The following is an 18562-nucleotide window of genomic DNA, read 5'->3' as shown; positions in this document are numbered from 1 at the left end:
TTTATTGTTATAAGTTTTTTCTCGATCTGTATCTATGGTAAAATAACTACAGGCTTTTTTTGCCCAATTCTATTTATTCAAGGAGAAGGATTATGTCAAAAGTATTCGTATTCGGCCATAAAAACCCAGACACAGACACTATTTGTTCTGCGATTGCGTATGCAGAATTAAAGACTAAATTAGGAGTAGATGCCGAGCCTGTCCGCCTTGGACAAGTAAACGGGGAAACTCAATTTGCATTAGACTATTTTAAAACAGAAGCTCCACGTTTAGTAGAAGCTGTATCAAAGGAAGTAAGCGAGGTCATCCTCGTCGATCATAACGAATTCCAACAAAGTGCAAATGATATCCGCGACGTAAAGATTCTAGAAGTCATCGATCACCACCGTATCGCTAACTTTGAAACAAGTGATCCTTTATATTACCGCGCTGAGCCTGTTGGCTGTACAGCAACGATCTTAAAGAAAATCTATCAAGAAAAGAATATTGAAATTAGTAAAGAAACAGCGGGATTAATGCTATCTGCCATCATTTCTGATTCCTTGCTGTTCAAATCACCAACTTGCACAGAGGAAGATATAGCTGCTGCTCGCGAGCTTGCCGAAATCGCTGGTGTCAATGCAGAAGAGTACGGATTAGCGATGCTAAAAGCAGGAGCTGACCTTAGCGATAAGACACTTGAAGAGCTCATTTCTCTTGACGCAAAAGAATTCCAAATGGGCAGCTACAAAACAGAAATCGCACAAGTAAATGCGATTGATTTAAATGATGTATTGTCCCGTAAAGAGGAACTTGAATCCATACTTTCTGAAGTCGTGACAAAGAAAGAATTAGATCTATTCCTATTTGTTTTAACAGATATTTTAAATAGTGATTCTGTTGTCATTGCAATCGGCAATGAAACAAAAGCAGTCGAAGAAGCCTATCAAGTGACACTTGAAAACAACAGCGCTACCTTAAATGGAGTTGTTTCACGTAAGAAGCAAATTGTTCCGCCATTAACAAAAGCATTGACAGAAAGATAAAATACGAACTCGTTTCGAAAATAATTAGGTGAAGAAAAACGACTCGTTTATCTTCACCTTTTTCTATCATTTGATTATTTGTTTACTCCTTAGGATTGGTTAACTATTTTAATTGAGTATATCGTTTATCTTAATACAAGGCTTCAATATCAACATTGTCTGGCAGCTTGAATGGATTTTCTTTATTTATTCTGTCATAGAACATGATTCCGTTTAAATGATCTATTTCATGTTGGATAACAATGGATCCATATCCTTTAAATTTGTATATCAATTCCTTACCAGTTAGATCATAAGCTTTTATCTTTATTCTCTCATATCTCGGAACAAGGCCATTTACTTCTCTATCAACTGAAAGACAGCCTTCCCCTTGAGGCAAATAAATCATATTAAGAGAATGACTTATAATTTTTGGATTAATTAACATATACTCGCCGTCTTTTTGTTTATCTTCAAATAGTGCTGCAAACATACATTTATCTAAACCAATTTGATTGGCTGATAATCCTGATCCAGGACGGAGTTGATATTTTTTTGCTATATTTGGGTCTTGGCTGTTTTTCAAATATTGAAGCATACATAATAATGCAGCTTTATCTTCATTTGAAACTGGCATTTTAACCTCTTCGGTTTTCCTTCGTAAAATAGCCGAACCTTCTTTTACAATATCTTTCATTGTAATTAAATATTCTGGGGAGAACTTATTCATAAATAAACACCTCGTCTACTTTCCTATTTAACACTTTCGCAATTTTAAAAGCTAATTCCAGCGTAGGATCATACTTATCATTTTCTACACAATTAATTGTTTGCCTAACAACTCCACATTCTTTAGCAAGAAACTCCTGTGTAATTCCTAGTTTTTTTCGTAGTTCCTTTATGATATTTTTCATTTTCATCTCCTGATTTGTCCAATACTTTAGGCATAATTTTATATTAGATCATTACAAATGTCTAATATATTGGACATTTATTCTGTTAATTTTCTTTAAAAATGCTTTCTAGTATCTCGATGAATTTAAAAGGCATTAACCAGGAAAAGGAAATAAGATTCTTATATTCGCCTTAAATAAACAAGGTTCACACAATGTTCAAAGTATTAAACAAATTACAGCTTTTATTAGGGTATCATTGAAGTATACAAATATTCTAAAAATTGTAGTTGAAAGGGGTAAATTTCATATGCGTAAAGAATTTAAAACGATGAAAGAGTTAATTGAAGAAAATAAACAAGATTTATTAAATGACAAAAAAGCGATAGAAAAGATAGAAAAACGCATTGATGCACGTCATGAATTAAAAAAGGAAGAACTTGCTGCTGCAAGCTCTTTTCAATAGAGCATTCGACACTTTCTCTCCCGTAACCCTTTATTAGTTACATTGGAACTAACGCAGAAAAAGGAAGAAACAAATGTTCCTTCCTTGTATTATTGGTCCCACCGAAATTATTCCGTTTTCCAGTGATGTCTCCATTATACTAGCTTATTAGAAGAGTTATTCACTCTTCGTCATTCTAGCGATTATACTTTTTGCAACTGCGTGCCATAATTTTTCATCCGCTTGATACATTTCTACTAGACCTTTATACATCGCCTTTTGTTTGTCTGCGAAGTCTGGATCCTCCTGAGCTGGAAGCTTACTGCGCTCCTGCATGACAAGTTCTTGGAGATGTTCTGCACGAGGTCCCCAAACTGCCTGTTCCTCCCCTTGCTCATTGATGAAAATATATATCGGAATCGCTCGTGATGTCCCATTCGTTAAATATTGATCCATTAATTCTAGATTCTGATCCCTTAATACAAAGCGAACTTCCATTTCTATTTCTTCTGCAATTTTTAACAGAATAGGATTATTTAATAGTGCATCTCCGCACCAATCTTCTGATAACGCAATGACCTTTAATCCTTTTCCTTTAAGTGAAGCCATTTGATCCTTTTCTTCACTTGATAAGGAGAAGCCCTCAATAATTTTATTCATTCTTTCCTGATTGACATTCATACCTGCAATATACTGCTCAGCAGTTAATCCTTGCTCAAACCATTGATTTAAGTTCATTCGTAGCCCTCCATTTCCTATGTATCTATTCCTTATTATGACATATCCCTTCTATTAAAGCGAAGCATCGAATCTTGATTCAAAAAAGCTATTAATAGGCATAAACGATGTCGAAAAACACTGTTCTTTCCTAGGAAATAAACAGATATTATGGAGAATTAAGGAAAAGGGCTGAAGGAAGCCCTTCAGCCCTTTCTTGCCTAATCCATCATCCGCTTGCGATACACAATAACAACAAGGATATAAATGACAGCTACCCACGCGAGTATTACTAATAAATTAAACCATATATCTGCTAAACTAGCCCCTATTTGAACCTCACTTGCTAGAATAATCAATTGTGAATTCGGCATATATTCTGCCACCTTTAGAATCGGATACTTCTCTGCAAATACCGTTAGAAATGAACCAAAAGAGAAGATCGCCATGAAGGGCAAAATAACGACAGACGCCTCCATTACCGATTTCGTCACTAAGCCTAGCACGGTGCCTAATCCAATATAAAAAACAGTGGACAAAATAAGAGCAATTGAAATGACAAGAATATTTTCTGGCTTATATTCAATGAGAAAAGCAGCAAAAGCAATAACAAGGACTGTAGCAATAAAGCTTAATAAACTTTTTCCAGCAAGGATTTCAACCGTACTTGCAGGCGATAGCATCAGCCCACGCAGCGTATTCTTCTCTTTCTCTTCAGCAATTAACGAACACTGGACGTATGCTGCCACTAAACAAAAGGTCATATTAAAAATCATATAAAACTCATTGATTGATTCCACACCTAATCTACCGTATAGCGCAGCTAAAACGAGTGGCATAAAGATAGATGAGCCCACAAATAAATTCTTCGATACATCTTTATAGTCCTTCTGAAGTATTGCAATAGAACGTTTGATTGAAAATGTCATGATAATTTCCTCCCTGTTACCTCAACAAAAATATCACCAAGTGTCGGTTCATTCGAATAAATCGAAACCACTTTACTTTCTTTCATGTAATTGTACATCGCTTCTGCGCCTTCTGGACCGCGATCAATTATTTCCTTGCTTCCATCTGCTAGCTCAACAGTTAATGTATGATCAGCGAATTTTTGTCTTAAAGCCTTTGGGGTATCAAGCAACTGGATGACACCATCATTCAAAAAAGCAACACGATCACAAAGTATCTCTGCCTCATTCATATCATGTGTTGTTAAGAAGATCGTCGTTCCTTGCTCCTTCAAACTTTCTAATCCCTTATATATATGTTTTGAATTTACTGGGTCAAGTGCTGATGTTGGTTCATCCAAGAATAGCAGCTCTGGTTTGTGTAAGAATGCACGTGCCAAAGTAATTCGCTGCAGCATTCCTTTTGAAAGTTTGGAAATAGCCTTCTTCTTTGCATCCTTCAAATTGACCATATCGAGCACTTCATCAATACGAGTATGCGGGACATCATAGAGGTCACAGTAAAGTTTTAAATTATCATGAACAGTAAGTCGTGCATAGAGCCCGCTATTATCTGTCAGAACACCAATTTTTTTACGGTAACCTGCTTCTTTTAACTTGGAAGCAGGAACACCAAATACAAGAGCCGTTCCATCTGTTTGAGCTAATTGTGCCGTTAAAATTTTAATCGTCGTTGTTTTTCCAGATCCACTCGGACCTAAAAATCCGAAGGTCTCCCCTTTTTTCACTTGAAATGAAACATCCTTTAATGCGGATTGATTTGCAAACAATTTTGCTAATCCAGATACTTCAATAATATTCTCCATTTTCATCCTCCTGGTAGATGCGATTTGTCATTCAATTCGTATGACCTCATCATAGAAAACAAATCTGATCTGTGCATTATGGATTGGATGAAAAGAGCATATATTAGGGTGAGGGGAGCGTTTCTTTGGTCGAATGGATCACTATTTAAGCCCTAACATTCCCTTTAGTTCCGCCATTTTTGTCTTTGATAACGGAATCGATGATTTTTTTGTATCTCCTAATACTAATGTAAAGCTATTTCTTGTCCACGTCACAACCTCACGAACCTTTTGCAGGTTAACGATATAAGATCGATGACATCTGAAAAAGCCATATGGATGCAGGCGTTTCTCTAGTTCCGTCATAGTAAATACACTTGGATACATTTCACCCTTAATATATATATTTGACTGGCCTTCATGACTTTCAATGTAATCAATTTCTGGCGGATCAAATAAGACAATTTTGTCATTCACTTTTGTCGGGATCTTTTCAAAACGAACTGGCTGAACGATTATTTCTTCTTCCTTCTGTTTCTCTTCAAGATTTTGCACATCTCTATGTAATTCTTCTGTCGATTCTTCCTCTGATAAAATATCAAGCATATGCAATCCAGCCTCGTCTAAACGGTAAACCTTGTTCGTGATTGCTAGCGCACTTTCCATATTCCCTGTCAATACAAATACTCCTTTGCCTTTCTCAATAAGCATTCTTACCATTTTTACAAATACACGCTTTGTTTCCAAATCTGCATTCTGGTCTGGCTCTTCAAAAATAAGCAAAGCTGGATTCTGAAAAAGCAAACGTCCAAAATGAACTCTTCTTTTCTCTGAAACTGATAATTTACTTATTTTACTATTTCGTTTGACCTCGAGCTGAATGATTCTTAATCCTTCCTCAATTGGAAGCTTAGAATGATATAGTTTTTTATAGAAATCAAAATGATCCTTCACAGTTAATCTTTCATACAAACCATCATCTAAAAAATACATGCCAACTTGTTCAAAATAATCTTTCTTCGACTCGGAATATGATTTCCCGTTAATTGTCCATTCCCCATTAGATGCTGGCATCTCACCTACTAATATTTTCAATAATATCAATCGTACGTTTGTGCTGGCATGAATAGCAATCGCTTCATGTGCTGAGACTTCTAAACTAAATGGAGGGAAGATTAAAGCATGACCATCATGTTTTTCAAGGTTGTTGATTTTCAATATACTCATTGCTATCACCTTTGTGCCGATAATTTCGGAATCCTCTTCATCTATTTTCCTATAATTTTCATATTATATCTTATTAAATGAAATTTTCGCAATTAACCTTACTTTCCAACCAACTAATGTCCATGTCTGTCTAATAATGTCATCTTATATCTTTTCCTGGGAAATAGATAAAAATATGTCGAAAAAAGAACTGATGGATCCTTCCACCAGTTCTTTTCAACTATTATCTTTTCTTTATTTCATCCATTAATATTTTATTCACTAATGGCGGATTTGCTTGTCCCTTAGTTGCCTTCATTACTTGGCCGACTAAGGAGAGTGCTGCTTTTTGTTTGCCATTTTTATAATCCTCAATTACTTTCGGATTATTATCTAATACTTCCGTAACGATTTTCAAAAGAGCACCTTCATCTGAAATTTGCACGAGGCCTTTTTCTTTAACAATCTTTTCAGCCTCTCCGCCATTTTCAAGAAGTTCCTTGAATACTTTCTTCGCGATATTAGAAGAAATCGTTCCGTTTTCGATCAGCTTAATCATTCCAGCAAGCTCTTTTGGGGTCAACTTCGTTTCTTCTAGCTCTTTTTGTACAGTCTTTAGATAAGCTGATAACTCACCCATAATCCAATTGGATGCCTGCTTTGCATCTGCTCCTTCATGAACGGCTGCTTCAAAGAAATCAGCTGTTTCCTTCGTCATTGTAAGGACTGCTGCATCATAAGCAGGTAAGCCAAGTTCATCTACATAACGCTTCTTCCGATCATCCGGCAGCTCAGGGATCTCTGCTTGTACACGCGCTTTCCATTCTTCATCAATATGAACAGCTAATAGATCGGGCTCAGGGAAATAGCGATAATCATCTGAACCTTCCTTCACCCGCATAAGAATCGTTGTGTTTGTTGCTTCATCATATCTTAATGTTTCTTGACCAATGACGCCACCAGAAAGTAAGATTTCTTCCTGACGTTTTTCTTCATATTCTAATCCTTTACGTACGAAGTTAAAGGAGTTTAGATTCTTGAGTTCTGTTTTTGTGCCAAATTCCTCTTGGCCCACTGGACGAAGGGAGATATTCGCATCACAGCGTAAAGAGCCTTCCTCCATTTTACAATCAGAAACACCTGTGTATTGAATGATTGACTTTAGTTTCTCAAGATAGGCATAAGCTTCGTTTGGCGTACGAATGTCTGGCTCCGAAACAATTTCAATTAGCGGAGTTCCTTGACGGTTATAGTCTACTAATGAATAACCATTTCCATGTGTTAGCTTTCCCGCATCCTCTTCTAAATGGATACGCGTAATGCCAATTCTTTTCTTATAGCCATCTACTTCAATTTCAATCCAGCCATGTTCGCCAATTGGTTTATCGAACTGAGAGATTTGATAGGCCTTTGGGTTGTCTGGATAAAAATAGTTTTTCCGATCAAATTTTGTAATCGGTGCAATCTCACAGTTAAGAGCCATTGCAGCTTTCATTCCATATTCAACAACCTTTTTATTTAACACTGGAAGAACACCTGGATAGCCTAGATCAATGACTGTTGTATTTGTGTTAGGTTCTGCCCCAAAATGGTTCGGACTTGCCGAGAAAATTTTCGATTCTGTTTTTAATTCAACATGTACTTCAAGTCCAATCACTGTTTCAAACTTCATTTTTTATCCCCCCTTACAATGCTGGTTTTTGTTTATGATAGTCTGTTGCTTGTTCGAAGGCATGTGCGACTCGATAAATAGTACTCTCATCAAAATGCTTGCCTATAATTTGCAATCCTAGTGGCAGTCCATTGTCAAACCCACATGGGATCGATATGCCTGGTACGCCTGCAAGGTTCACTGGAATAGTCAAAATATCATTGGCATACATTGTAAGTGGATCATGTGTATTTTCATCGATTTTAAAAGCTGGTGTTGGCGTAGTTGGGCCAATAATCACATCATATTGTTTAAAAACTTCTTCAAAGTCATTTTTAATTAATGTACGCACTTTTTGTGCCTTTTTATAATAAGCATCATAATAGCCTGAGCTTAAGGCAAATGTCCCAAGCATGATCCGGCGTTTTACCTCTTCGCCAAACCCTTCTGCACGTGTCTTCTTATAAAGATCCATTAAGCTTTCCGGGTTTTCCGTCCGATAACCATAACGAACACCATCAAATCTTGATAGATTTGCTGAAGCCTCTGAAGAAGACAATAAATAATAGGTTGCTAATGCGTACTTAGAATGTGGCAGTGAAACCTCTTCCCAGCTAGCCCCTAGTTTCTCAAGTATCTTTAAGGCATCAAAAATAGATTGTCGTACTTCCTCTTTGACACCTTCTCCAAGGTATTCTTTCGGTACAGCAATTTTCAAGCCTTTAATATTGCCAGTTAATGACTCGACAAAGCTTGGTACAGCCATATTTGCTGAAGTTGAGTCCATTGGATCAAGGCCAGCAATTGCCTGTAATAAATAAGCATTATCTTCAACTGTTCGGGTAATCGGCCCAATTTGATCAAGTGAAGAAGCAAATGCAACAAGTCCGAAACGCGAAACGCGACCATAGGTAGGCTTCATGCCAACAACTCCACAAAAGGAAGCAGGCTGCCTAATCGAACCGCCTGTATCTGATCCTAAGGAAAAGAGGACTTCGCCTGATGCAACAGCTGCTGCTGAACCACCTGATGATCCACCAGGCACCCTTTCTAAATCCCATGGATTGCGTGTCTTTTTATAAGCAGAATTCTCATTTGAGGACCCCATTGCAAATTCATCCATATTTAATTTTCCAATTGTAATTGTTTCTGCATTATGTAATTTGTTCATCACTGTTGCATCATAGATTGGGTCGAAGTTCGATAAGATTTTACTTGCGCATGTCGTACGTAATCCCTTTGTTACAATATTATCTTTTACCCCAATCGGCATCCCGAATAGAAGCCCTTTCGATTCATCTAGATGCAGCTTCTCATCCAATTTCTTAGCTGTTTCACGCGCCTTTTCTTCATCTAGTGATAAAAAAGCTTGTACTTTCTCTTCAACCTCACTGATCCGCTTATACGATTCATCAACAAGATCAGTGACAGTAATTTCTTTTTTATGTAGACGTTCATGCAGTTCTGATACTTTATGATCAAATAAACTCACTCTATTTCCCTCCTCACTCCATGATTGATGGTACTTTAATTTGTCCGTCCTGATGATCAGGGACATTTTTCAGGACCTCTGCTTGGGACAATCCTGCCTTCGACTCGTCCTCTCTCATAACATTTATCATATTCAATACATGAGTAGTTGGTTCGACACCTTCCGTATCTAATTCATCCAGCTGCTCAGCAAAAGTAATAATCGCATCCAGCTGTTTTGTGAACTTTTCTGACTCTTCCTCTGAAATTGCTAGCCTCGCTAAGTTTGCTACATGCTTCACTTGTTCGGCAGAAATTCTAGACATACAAGACACCTCCATATATGTACTTTCCTTCACACAATAAGATTAATCATATCAGACTTTCGCGCGTTAAACTACTACGTGATTTGATAGATTAGTCAATCCTTTTGCCTATTTTAACATGATTTGCAGTCGTTTCGCAGTTCATACTTAATATATTGAGAAAACAATTCTGTTTTCGCAAACATTATTGCTATTAAAAGGTTGGTTTCTGCTACAGGATGCTCCCATCAATCCAACTAGTTGATCAAACGGTAAGCCTTAGTAAAAATGACGTTTCAATCGTCTAGTTCAGAAAAAGCGGTACCCTATTGGATTAGTTCGATTGTGAAGTAGAAAAATTTCATTTATAAGGTAAATATCGGGCTAAATCGCATATGTTCAGACTAAAAAACACAGTGATTTGCATCCTCTGCGTTTCTAATAATTTTTTGACTAGAGCTTCTTTAGTTGATGAGGCAAATCAATGATTTTGCTAACGAACATCCCTTCTTAAAACTCACTTTAAATATGTAATCGAGTAACCAACAAAAGCAAAATAAGCGGAAATTTTCCGCCTAAATGTAGAATGAAGCTCATTTTGGATGAATTAAGCGGATTTATTCCGCTTATTCAATGCAAAATCCTCCATTTTTGAATTTTTCGAGCAAATAGGCGGAATTTCTCCGCTTATTAAGGCCTTTTTTATTAATAATTACAATATAAGCGGAGTTTCTCCGTCTATTTATCCGCCCTGGGGCTCAACCTAACCGATACCTAGATATGAAATTCAGTACCTTTCCATCTCTGCCCGAGATAATTAATTGATGGTATCATTTGCCCCAACAATACTTTTAATAAGTAACCAATAGCGGGTTAAAAAATATGCTTAGCTTAGGGCTTATAGTAACTGAATTCATAACATATCACCGTCATCAGCGTTATTTCACCTTAACATTAACACGGTTTTCAGAAGTATATTAGAGAATCTTTTATTTACGAAGCGAAGAGGCCTTATTGACTTCCCCGCTTAAATACATTTGAAAAAATTGTAAAAGCGCCCTTTTTATCCTTACTTTTTATTTGCTTTGGTTTTACAGTTTCTTTGTGCACATAAATATCCTCTTTGTCTATTGCATGATCGTATGCAAGGACTAAGCCAATTTCCGAATTATATTCTTTATTTGTCACTATTGTATATTCAATACTATAATCTCCAGCAGCCTTCGTATATTTAGAAAGCTCTGAATAGCTCATATTGCCATTCAAGTAAAGATGAGCCTTTCTGTTCTCTTTATATGCGTCGATTACCTGCTTATAAATACCAGCTTCCCTAACTTGTGATTGTGTAAGAACAATCACAATTCTCTCTCTCAATGTCCCAAGATACTTTCGGCGTTCATCCGGCTTCGTTTGCTTATCACCATAAATTCCCTGCTGAATATAATCATCAATCTCTTTAGACAATGCGATACCTCCCTATTTAGTCAATCAATGAATTTCCTTTCATCATACCTAGATACTCTTATTCCCTCAATTATTCAAGCCATTATAGGGCTATTACTTTGTATGTATATATAATATAAGATGTGCTAGTATAATCATTTCCATTATAAACAAAATAAACCTCCCTTCAAAAAGAAGAGAGGAGTCATTCAATTATTTTGATCGAGTAAATTGTTCTTCCTCAGTCGATCCTTTAAGGGCAGTTGTTGAAGAAGTTCCACTTGAAATCGTCATTGACACTTGATCGAAATAGCCCGTACCTACTTCTCTTTGGTGTCTAGTCGCCGTATATCCATATTCTTCACTAGCAAATTCAGCCTCCTGTAATTCAGAATAAGCGGCCATGCCATACTCTTTATAGCCACGAGCCAATTCAAACATGCTGTGATTCAGTGCATGGAAGCCTGCAAGTGTTACAAATTGGAATTTATAACCCATTTTCCCAAGTTCAACCTGAAACTCGGCAATCGTCTCATCATCAAGCTTCTTCTTCCAGTTAAATGATGGGGAACAATTATATGCTAACAGCTTTCCAGGATATTTCTCATGGATTGCCTCTGCAAATTGTCGTGCTTCCTCTAAATTTGGTTCTGACGTCTCACACCAGACTAAATCTGCATAAGGAGCATAGGCGAGCCCTCTTGCTATTGCTTGATCCAAACCAGCATTTGTACGGAAGAAGCCTTCTGGTGTACGATCGCCAGAAATAAATCGGGCATCATATGGGTCCACATCACTTGTAATTAAATCGGCCGCATTCGCATCTGTACGCGCCACAATGAGTGTAGGGACACCCATTACATCCGCTGCTAGTCTGGCTGCAATTAAATTTTTTACCGCTGTTTGCGTTGGCAGCAGCACTTTCCCACCAAGATGCCCACATTTCTTCTCTGATGAAAGCTGATCTTCAAAATGGACACCTCCCGCTCCCGCCTCAATCATCCCTTTCATTAATTCAAATACATTGAGCTGTCCGCCAAATCCTGCTTCTGCATCCGCCACAATGGGAGCGAACCAGTCAATTGATTGATCCCCTTCTAAATAGTGAATTTGATCTGCTCTCTGCAATGCCTGATTGATCCTTTTCACCACACTCGGTACGCTGTTAGCAGGATATAAGCTCTGATCAGGATACATATGGCCAGATAGATTCGCATCTGCAGCCACTTGCCAGCCGCTTAAATAAATCGCCTTTAAGCCTGCCTTCACTTGCTGTACAGCCTGATTGCCAGTTAACGCACCTAATGCATGCACGAAATCCTCTTCATGTATAAGCTTCCATAGCTTTTCTGCTCCTCTTTTTGCCAATGTATATTCCATATCAATTGATCCTCTTAATTTAATCACTTCTTCAGCTGAATAAGGTCTTTCAACTCCATTCCAGCGCTCATCCATTTCCCAACTTTCCTGCAATTGTTTTACTCTAGTTTCTAACATCATCAATCTCCTCCTTCAATTGTAAATCTACACAGTTTTTTAAAACCTCTTTATTGTTATAATACAGATATTAATACGTTACCTATTATATAACACAGATAATTATTTCGGAACATTAATTTTAAAATTTTCAAAATAATTGTTCGACATATTTCTGCATCGTTCTTTAGCGGTTTTTAATTTGGTTTTTATTAATGAAGGGATCTGTTAGAGACGGCTACTATATTTACTTACACTTGCTAATCATTTTTAAAAAAGCAATAAAAAAAGGACTTTCCGATAAGCCCCTTAAATAAACAGATTGATTTCAATATAGTTATGTTGAATGATTGTAATGTGGATCCTTTTAGGCTAGTTTTCTATTAATCAGTATAGGATTTTCCATCCTATAAACCTAAAAGTATCGTTTCAATTTCCGCCTATCACATAAAAACTTGCTGCAGATTAAGCCTCTTTACTTATCAATTATTTTTATCTTTCCAATTGGATAAAAAACAAATTTCGTTGTTCCCACTACTTTTTCCATAGGAACAGCCCCTATATGGCGACTGTCTGTACTGTATCTTCTATTATCACCCATAACAAATAGATGTCCTTCTGGAACGACCTCACTTTTTATCGGAGTTTCTCGTAATGTAAATGAATGAGTTAATGGCCCATCGATTACTTCTTGTTTAAACTCATCTAAATACGGTTCATCAAATAGCTTTCCATTTATATATAATCGATCATCCTTGTATTCAATACGGTCTCCAGGCAGTCCGATTACGCGTTTTATATAATCTGTTTCCTCTGTTACATGAAAAACAATAATATCAAATCTTTTCGGTTCCCCCACTTTCGTTAAAATCATACGATCTTGGTCTTGCAAAGTAGGCTCCATTGAAGCTCCGTCAACTAAAACGGGCGTAAAGAAAAAAGTATGTATTACAAAAGCGAATGCTATGGCAATAAAGAGGGCCTTCAACCATTCAAAGACCTCACTTTTATCATTAATCATTCTTTTCATCCTCTCTCATATGCAATAAATCACCAAACCCCTTCTTAGAATCATACTTCAACATTAAAATAAAAATCCCTTCTTTCAACATTTTGTCACACTTTTGAAATAGTAAAAAGGGGCATCCATAAAACCGGATACACCGGCTTTTGGATTGCCCCATTTCTATTAATACATTTCAGATGTAGTTTTTGCTTGCATGTGAAGCAGAATATAGTCAGGGCCACCTGCTTTTGAATCTGTTCCTGACATATTGAATCCGCCAAATGGTTGGTAACCAACGATTGCACCTGTACATCCACGGTTGAAGTATAGGTTTCCAACATGGAAATCTTCGCGTGCTTTTTCCATGTTTGCACGGTTTGTTGTAATTACAGCACCTGTTAAGCCGTATTCTGTATCATTTGCAATTTCAATTGCATGGTCGAAATCCTTCGCTTTTGTAAAACCAACAACTGGTCCGAAGATTTCTTCCTTCATTATACGAGAATCTGGTGTCAAATCAGCAAATACAGTAGGTTTAATGAAGTAGCCTTTAGAATCGTCTCCTTCTCCACCTGTCATTAGCTTGCCCTCTTGCTTGCCAATTTCAATATAGCTCATCACTTTATCATAAGCACTTTGGTCAATAACAGTAGCCATGTAATTGCTTTGATCTGTTGGATCACCTTGTGTTAATTCATTTGTTAATTCAACGACACGATTTAACACTTGATCATATACATCTTCAACGATCACTGCACGTGAACAAGCTGAACATTTTTGTCCTGAGAAACCAAATGCTGAAGTTACGATTGCTGTTGCAGCTAGTTCAAGATCTGCTTCCTTATCAACAACGATTGTGTCTTTTCCGCCCATTTCAGCGATCAAACGCTTCATCCAAATTTGTCCTTCATTCACTTTTGATGCACGATCAAAAATACGAAGACCTACATCACGTGAACCAGTGAAGCTGATGAAACGAGTATCTTTATGGTCAACTAAATAGTCGCCCACTTCTGCACCACTACCAGGTACGAAGTTTAATACGCCCTTCGGAAGACCCGCTTCTTCCATTACTTCTACAAATTTCGCAGCTACTACAGGTGTAGTTGAAGCTGGTTTTAATAGAACAGTGTTACCTGCTACGATGGCAGCAACTGTTGTACCAGCCATGATTGCAAGAGGGAAGTTCCATGGTGAAATAATGATGCCAACACCTAATGGAATGTAGTTGTAACGATTATATTCATTCGGACGGCTGTTCACTTCTACACCGTCTTTAATTCGTAGCATTTGACGAGCATAATATTCTAGGAAGTCGATTGCTTCTGCTGTATCAGCATCTGCCTCATTCCATGGCTTTCCAGCTTCTTTCGTTAAAAGAGCAGAAAACTCATGCTTGCGGCGACGGATAATTGCAGCTGCCTTGAATAATACATCTGCACGTACTTCTGGCTTTACTTTTTTCCATGATTTGAATGCTTCAACTGCAGCTTGCATTGCTTTTTCAGCAAGATCTTGGCTTGCTTTTGAAACCGTTCCAATCACTTCTGTTTTATTTGCTGGGTTATATGATACAATTTTGTCCTCTGTAGAAATACGCTCTCCATCGATGACTAAATCATAATTTTGTCCTAAATAGCTTTCAACTGTCTTTAAACCAGTTAAATATGCTTGACGATTTTCTTCTACCTTAAAATCTGTAAATGGTTCATGCTTGTATGGTTGTACCAAATTTTCCGCCTCCTATGTATTAAACTTTCACCCTTTTTAAAATGATACTAGCCTATAAAGGGCAATTACCCATTTATAGGTCGTATCGCAACATATATATCTTAACATGTTTCAATTCACTTCATCAAATATCCTGTTAGAAAGGAATAATATTCTACAATAATGAAAAGAAAAATCATTTTACTGATAAATATGAACAAATGGCTCATTTTGATCTGCTTTTCGGACGATAAGCGCTTCAGGCCCATATACGGATGAAACACTTACTTGAACAGAAATATAGTTTGGAAAATGCTTAATAACGAGCCCTGCAACATATTGCGCAAAGCCTACCCCTTCAGCTTTTCCGTAAAATTGAATAGGAATATTTATATTTAATTCCTGTAATTGTCCACGTGCATAAAAAGCTTTCCCAATAACCCCATTGAAGTTCGGAAAGAACGTTTCTACATCTTGTTTAAAATTAAGAAAAGAAGTGGCATCATCTCGATTGTTCTCCATGGCTTCTGAAGATGGGAATTGTATATACTTTTCATCAACCTTCTCCCAACCACCTAGATTTGCACTTCCCTTTGCTGCATTCGCATAAGCAAAAAAGGTTCCAGGAACAACAGACGTTTTGCTTTGCTGTTCAAATAGAGCAATTGTAATCGGAACATCCTTTAATTCGTCGATTTTGCGCAATCGATTTAAGACTTCCTCTGCAAGCTTCTTTCCTTCCTTTTCTAGTTCTGCATGTCCTATTTTCGTCTCATACCATGCACCAAATTCAACCTTTTGATAATAGTAAACAGAGTTTAATGCGAGACCAACGACAACCCCGCTTAATTTAGCTTGCCCATCCTCATTTTTCACAAGATAATTATGTTCCAGAATATGTGCAAGATATTTTGGTGTCTCTTCTTTCCCACTATCAAGTGGATTCAGTCCAAGATTGTCCTCTTCCTTTACTCCCTGTTCTTCCATTTGCTGGGGGCTAAGCTTACGATTCAGCCAAGATCGAACTTGATCACTTTTAACATATTGACCATCCTGAAACAAATATTTATCTGTTGAAAAAGTATTTTGGGCTACTCTCATTAACCCCGTTTCAAATTCGGTCAAATTATAATTTGAATTAATATTATTAACAACAAGCCCTCTCGATTCACTCGGCTTAAAGGGGAGGAGCGTTTGATAATATTGATCAGATATTTTGTAGTTAGGAATGATCGCTTTCTCATCCGCGTCCTCATTATCCTGAATAATTTCCTCCTGCTTATTAAAATTAGGTGCACAACCTGCAAGCAGAAGGATAAGAGCTAGAGATAGCATCCTCATTTTTTTCATCTTGTTTCCACCTTTTACAGATTTAATTCTTCAACCAGTCTCTCTTCATCCCAAATTTCAATCCCTAGTTCTTGTGCTTTTGTTAGCTTGGATCCTGCTTCTTCCCCAGCAATAACAATATCTGTCTTTTTACTTACACTTCCGGCTACATTGCCACCTAACGATTCAATCTTTTCTTTTGCATCATTTCGTTTGATTCTTTCTAACTTCCCTGTAAGAACGACTGTCTTTCCAGCAAAAATGGACGCTGAGTTTTCTATCAAAACGAGCTTTGGACCTGTATAGATCAGATTGACTCCAACAGCTTTTAATTCATTCATTAAGGCGATCGCTTCTTCTTGTCCAAAATAACTAACAATGGAATCCGCCATTTTTTCTCCAATTTCATTAATTGCTGTTAATTGTTCATAGTCTGCATCCATTAAATGATCGATATGTTCAAATTGCTGTGCCAATGTTTTAGCTGCCTTTGCTCCAACATGACGGATGCCAAGACCAAATAAAAGTCTTTCAAGTGAATTCACCTTAGAAGCTTCGATTGCTTGAAGAAGATTGGTCGCAGATTTCTCCCCCATTCGTTCAAGCTGAATCAACTGTTCATAAGTTAACTTATAAATATCAGCAACATCTTGAATAAGATTTTCTTTAAATAATTGACTAATTACTTTCTCACCAAGTCCATCAATATTCATTGCCGTTCTTGAAACAAAATGGATTAGTCCTTCACGTATTTGTGCTGGACATTTCGGATTAATACAGCGTAAAGCAACCTCCCCATCAAGACGAACGAGTTCACTGTTACATTCTAGGCAATGTGTTGGCATGTGGAAATCTACTTCTTCGCCTGTTCTACGATCTACAAGAACATTGACAACTTCTGGTATAATATCTCCGGCTTTCTTCACAACTACTTGATCACCGATTTTGATATCCTTTTCACGAATTAAATCTTCATTATGAAGAGATGCACGCTGAACCGTTGTGCCAGCTACCCGAACAGGCTCAAGAATGGCCGTTGGTGTAATCACGCCCGTCCTGCCTACACTTAGTTCAATACCGGTTAATGTTGTCACTACTTCTTCAGCAGGAAATTTATAAGCGATCGCCCATCTCGGACTTTTTGCTGTTGTCCCTAATTCCTGCTGCTGCTTAAGCGAATCTACTTTTATGACGATGCCGTCAATCTCATAAGGGAGATTGGGTCTCTCTTCTGTCCATTTTTGTATATATGCAAGGACTTCCTCTATATTTTCGCATTTTTTTCGTTCCTTATTCGTTTTGAAGCCAAGTGTATCTAATAAATTAAGTGCATCACTATGTGAAGCGACACCTGTTTCTCCTATATCTGCTACACTGTATAAAAAAACATCCAGATTACGAGAAGCAGCAATGCGAGGATCAAGCTGTCTCAATGAACCGGCTGCTGCATTTCGAGGGTTGGCAAATGCCTCTTCCCCCTTTTCAGCTTTCTGGAGGTTCAAAGCCTCAAACGATCGTTTTGGCATAAATGCTTCGCCACGCACTTCCATGCTTACTTCCCTATTTAACCGGATCGGAATGGATCGGATTGTCCGTAAATTTGCTGTAATGTTTTCACCAGTTGTCCCGTCTCCACGAGTAGCTCCCAGATTAAATAATCCATTTTCATAACGTAAAGAAACAGCTAATCCGTCAATTTTCAGTTCACATACATAAGATACATTCTCTCCAGCTAATTGTCGGACACGGCGGTCAAAATCAAGTACATCCTGTTCATTAAAAGCGTTCCCTAAACTGAGCATTTGGGATTGATGTTGAACCTTCTCAAACATGTCTAGGATTTCACTGCCTACGCGCTGTGTCGGAGAATCTGCTGTAGTTAACTCAGGAAACTGTTCTTCGATCTCTAGCAATTGCTTTAATAGCCGATCATAATCTGAATCGGGAATAGACGGCTGATCAAGTACATGGTACTCATAATTATATTGGTTAAGTAGTTTGTGCAACTCCTTTACCCTTTTTTCAGCAAGCTGAAGGTCCATACAGTCAACTCCTAACTAAAAAATAATGTGAAACATGCAATCAGTAAAGGACTTTCCATTTATTCCACACTGACCGTTTATTATAGGCAAGAGAGGCGTTTTCCATCTCTTG

The 18562-nt window shown here is 37.4% G+C and carries 17 protein-coding genes; 2 read left to right on the top strand and 15 right to left on the bottom strand.

Annotated features, from left to right (window positions below; genetic code table 11):
• Positions 1–92: 92 nt before the first annotated feature.
• Positions 93–1025: a manganese-dependent inorganic pyrophosphatase gene (locus J2Z40_RS07260; RefSeq protein ID WP_066400649.1), complete on the top strand. Its 933-nt coding sequence runs from the start codon at positions 93–95 to the stop codon at positions 1023–1025.
• A 130-nt stretch (positions 1026–1155) separates the two neighbouring features.
• Here J2Z40_RS07260 and def read toward each other — a convergent pair whose 3' ends face one another.
• Together def and J2Z40_RS07250 are read right to left on the bottom strand one after the other, a co-directional pair.
• On the bottom strand, positions 1156–1734 hold the full coding sequence (def, locus tag J2Z40_RS07255) for a peptide deformylase (protein ID WP_066400648.1): 579 nt from the start codon (positions 1732–1734) through the stop codon (positions 1156–1158).
• A complete protein-coding gene (locus J2Z40_RS07250; RefSeq protein WP_066400647.1) occupies positions 1727–1918 on the bottom strand; it encodes a helix-turn-helix transcriptional regulator in 192 nt (63 codons plus the stop codon). The genes def and J2Z40_RS07250 overlap by 8 nt, the downstream gene beginning before the upstream one ends.
• 289 nt (positions 1919–2207) lie before the next feature.
• On the opposite strand from J2Z40_RS07250, the gene J2Z40_RS07245 reads away from it, so the two are divergent.
• Positions 2208–2363, top strand: coding sequence for an FbpB family small basic protein (locus J2Z40_RS07245; RefSeq protein WP_083954065.1), 156 nt, complete (start codon positions 2208–2210; stop codon positions 2361–2363).
• Between the two features lie 156 nt (positions 2364–2519).
• On the opposite strand, the gene J2Z40_RS07240 is transcribed toward J2Z40_RS07245, so the two are convergent.
• The 13 genes from J2Z40_RS07240 to ligA all read right to left on the bottom strand — a co-directional run bounded on the left by J2Z40_RS07240 (position 2520) and on the right by ligA (position 18450).
• A complete protein-coding gene (locus J2Z40_RS07240; RefSeq protein ID WP_066400645.1) occupies positions 2520–3080 on the bottom strand; it encodes a thioredoxin family protein in 561 nt (186 codons plus the stop codon).
• Positions 3081–3280: 200 nt separating this feature from the next.
• The gene (locus tag J2Z40_RS07235; RefSeq protein WP_066400643.1) at positions 3281–3988 is read right to left on the bottom strand and encodes an ABC transporter permease; all 708 of its coding nucleotides are present in this window, start codon (positions 3986–3988) and stop codon (positions 3281–3283) included.
• The gene (locus tag J2Z40_RS07230; RefSeq protein WP_066400642.1) at positions 3985–4833 is read right to left on the bottom strand and encodes an ABC transporter ATP-binding protein; all 849 of its coding nucleotides are present in this window, start codon (positions 4831–4833) and stop codon (positions 3985–3987) included. The genes J2Z40_RS07235 and J2Z40_RS07230 overlap by 4 nt, the downstream gene beginning before the upstream one ends.
• A 141-nt stretch (positions 4834–4974) precedes the next feature.
• Positions 4975–6039 carry a LytTR family transcriptional regulator DNA-binding domain-containing protein gene (locus tag J2Z40_RS07225; RefSeq protein ID WP_066400641.1) on the bottom strand — a complete coding sequence of 355 codons (1065 nt, stop codon included), beginning with the start codon at positions 6037–6039 and terminating at the stop codon, positions 4975–4977.
• A gap of 223 nt (positions 6040–6262) precedes the next feature.
• Entirely contained in the window at positions 6263–7690 is a 1428-nt protein-coding gene (gene gatB, locus J2Z40_RS07220) for an Asp-tRNA(Asn)/Glu-tRNA(Gln) amidotransferase subunit GatB (RefSeq protein ID WP_066400639.1), read from the bottom strand.
• Between the two features lie 13 nt (positions 7691–7703).
• The gene (gatA, locus tag J2Z40_RS07215; RefSeq protein WP_066400638.1) at positions 7704–9161 is read right to left on the bottom strand and encodes an Asp-tRNA(Asn)/Glu-tRNA(Gln) amidotransferase subunit GatA; all 1458 of its coding nucleotides are present in this window, start codon (positions 9159–9161) and stop codon (positions 7704–7706) included.
• A 13-nt stretch (positions 9162–9174) separates the two neighbouring features.
• Positions 9175–9465, bottom strand: coding sequence for an Asp-tRNA(Asn)/Glu-tRNA(Gln) amidotransferase subunit GatC (gene gatC / locus J2Z40_RS07210; RefSeq protein ID WP_066400637.1), 291 nt, complete (start codon positions 9463–9465; stop codon positions 9175–9177).
• A gap of 990 nt (positions 9466–10455) precedes the next feature.
• Entirely contained in the window at positions 10456–10908 is a 453-nt protein-coding gene (locus tag J2Z40_RS07205) for a YueI family protein (RefSeq protein WP_066400636.1), read from the bottom strand.
• A 192-nt stretch (positions 10909–11100) separates the two neighbouring features.
• Positions 11101–12384 (bottom strand): isocitrate lyase, encoded by a 1284-nt coding sequence (gene aceA, locus J2Z40_RS07200; protein WP_066400828.1) that lies wholly within the window; start codon positions 12382–12384, stop codon positions 11101–11103.
• 454 nt (positions 12385–12838) lie between these two features.
• Positions 12839–13384, bottom strand: coding sequence for a signal peptidase I (gene lepB, locus J2Z40_RS07195; protein ID WP_066400635.1), 546 nt, complete (start codon positions 13382–13384; stop codon positions 12839–12841).
• Positions 13385–13552: 168 nt separating this feature from the next.
• Positions 13553–15100 (bottom strand): L-glutamate gamma-semialdehyde dehydrogenase, encoded by a 1548-nt coding sequence (gene pruA, locus J2Z40_RS07190; RefSeq protein ID WP_066400632.1) that lies wholly within the window; start codon positions 15098–15100, stop codon positions 13553–13555.
• A 180-nt stretch (positions 15101–15280) separates the two neighbouring features.
• A complete protein-coding gene (locus J2Z40_RS07185) occupies positions 15281–16429 on the bottom strand; it encodes a CamS family sex pheromone protein (RefSeq protein ID WP_066400629.1) in 1149 nt (382 codons plus the stop codon).
• 14 nt (positions 16430–16443) lie between these two features.
• On the bottom strand, positions 16444–18450 hold the full coding sequence (gene ligA / locus J2Z40_RS07180) for an NAD-dependent DNA ligase LigA (protein ID WP_066400628.1): 2007 nt from the start codon (positions 18448–18450) through the stop codon (positions 16444–16446).
• Between the last annotated feature and the right edge of the window lie 112 nt (positions 18451–18562).

The sequence above is a fragment of the Cytobacillus eiseniae genome (genome assembly GCF_017874625.1).
GTDB lineage: Bacteria > Bacillota > Bacilli > Bacillales > Cytobacillaceae > Cytobacillus > Cytobacillus eiseniae.
Note: the sequence above shows the minus strand (reverse complement) of the source record. Positions and strands in the feature narration are given on the sequence as shown.